The sequence below is a fragment of the Streptomyces sp. 13-12-16 genome, from assembly GCF_002114215.1.
Lineage (GTDB): Bacteria > Actinomycetota > Actinomycetes > Streptomycetales > Streptomycetaceae > Streptomyces.
On the sequence record NZ_NCTE01000966.1, the window covers coordinates 1 to 1,932 of the forward strand.

Annotated in this window: 2 protein-coding genes; both read left to right on the forward strand. The window is 73.6% G+C overall.

Translation table 11 applies throughout. From position 1 onward, the window contains the following. The first annotated feature begins 388 nt into the window (after nucleotides 1-388). Nucleotides 389-994: a sulfite oxidase-like oxidoreductase gene (locus B7767_RS33225; protein ID WP_085575354.1), complete on the forward strand. Its 606-nt coding sequence runs from the start codon at nucleotides 389-391 to the stop codon at nucleotides 992-994. Between the two features lie 25 nt (nucleotides 995-1,019). Then, the gene (locus B7767_RS33230) at nucleotides 1,020-1,796 is read left to right on the forward strand and encodes a ferredoxin reductase (protein ID WP_085575355.1); all 777 of its coding nucleotides are present in this window, start codon (nucleotides 1,020-1,022) and stop codon (nucleotides 1,794-1,796) included. Nucleotides 1,797-1,932 lie beyond the last annotated feature (136 nt).

Consider the following 1,932-nt stretch of genomic DNA (forward strand, 5'->3'; position numbering starts at 1 on the left):
GGACGGGCCGGCGGTGAGCCGCCGGGTGACCGGGCCGGAGCGGTCCGGCACGGCCGGACGGCGCCCGGACCCGGAGGACCGCCGGGTGCGGGTGGTGCGGCCGGCGGAGAACGGCCGGCACGTCCCGGCCCGGACGACCGGGAACCACCACACAGCATTCGAAGGCACCCCGCAGACCGGCCCTGACGACCGGGAACCACCGTGCGGCATCCGAAGGCACCCCACGGACCGTCCCCGGCGACCGGGAACCACCGCACAGCGTTCGAAGGCACCCCGCAGACCGGCCCTCGGGGCCGTGACCGGCCTGGCACCGCGTCGGCCGCGGACACCGCGTACGGTTGGACACGAAAAACACTTGAGCACCAGTCGCAACGGAATCGCCGATCACGTGAACATCACCCGAGGCTTCACCGGCCGCCCTCGCGTGCACAATCCCGGGCTGCCGCCGGGTCAGTACGACGCGGGCGACGAATGGCCCGTCCTGTCCGCCGAGGTCACGCCCGACCTGGCGCCCGCCGACTGGACCTTCCGGATCGACGGGCTGGTGGCGGAGCCCCGCACCTGGGACTGGGAGCAGGCGCACGCGCTGCCGGCCTCGGCGTACGAGGGGGCCATCCACTGTGTGACGAGCTGGTCGAAGTTCGGGGTGCGGTTCGGCGGCGTCTCGCTGGACGCGTTTCTCCCCATGGTCCGGCCCCATGGGTCGGCGACACATGTGGTCGCGTATGCGCACACCGGCTACACCACCAACCTGCCGCTCGCGGACGTGACCGGCGGCCGGGCCTGGATCGCCTGGGAGTACGACGGCCGGCCGCTGTCTCCCGAGCACGGCGGCCCGGCGCGGCTGATCGTGCCGCACCTGTACTTCTGGAAGAGCGTCAAGTGGATCGCTGGGCTGCGGCTCCTCGACCACGACGAGCCGGGCTTCTGGGAGGGCAACGGCTACCACGCGCGCGGCAATCCCTGGGAGGAGCAGCGGTACTCCGGTGACTGAGCTGACGACGACACCGATGACACCCATGACACCGACGTCACCGGCCGCACCGGGGCGCTTCGCCCCGCCGACGCGGTTCGCGGTGCCCGGCCGGATCGGCGTGAACGAGCTGACCGCGTCCGTGTGGCGGACGGCGACCCTGACGGAGATCCGCCGCGAGACCCCGCGGGCGACGACCTTCCGGTTCGCCGTGCCCGGCTGGCCGGGGCACGTGCCCGGCCAGCACCTGCTGCTGCGGCTGACCGCCGAGGACGGCTACGTGGCCCAGCGCCACTACTCGATCGCGTCGGCGCCGGACGACTCCGGGCACATCGAACTGACCCTGGACCGGGTCGAGGACGGCGAGGTCTCGGGCTGGTTCCACACGGTGGCCCGCCCCGGTGACCGGGTCGAGGTGCGCGGCCCGCTCAGCGGCTTCTTCGCCTGGCCGGGCGACCGGCCCGCGCTGCTGGTGGGCGCCGGCTCCGGAGTGGTCCCGCTGATGTCGATGGTGCGGTACCACCGGACCCGGGACATGAGGCTGCCGCTGCGCCTGCTGGTGTCGGCCCGCAGCCCCGAGGAGCTGATCTACGCGCGGGAGTTCGGCGCGGAGACGACCCGGGTGTTCACGCGCAGTGCCCCGGAAGGCGTGCCCGTGGGACGTATGACGGCCGCACATGTGGCGCCGTTCCTGGCCGAGCAGCCTCCTACTGGGTGGGAGGCCTATGTGTGCGGCTCCAACTCCTTCGTCGAGCACGCCTCCAGGCTGCTCGTGGCGGCCGGCCAGCCCGTGGAGCGCATCCGTATCGAGCGCTTCGGCTGACCGGGACGCCCCCCTCGGAAGGCCCGCCGTTTCGCACGGCACCCGGCCGGGCACCCGGCCGGGGCTGTTCCGTGGGTGCCGCGCGCCGCGGAGTGAGCCGCCGGGGCCGCCGTCGTGTACGGCCGTCCATGCCCCG

What these genes read in the sequence shown, in the direction of transcription:
- B7767_RS33230 (WP_085575355.1), top strand. Translation starts at nt 1,020, where the DNA reads ATGACACCGACGTCACCGGCCGCACCGGGGCGCTTCGCCCCGCCGACG.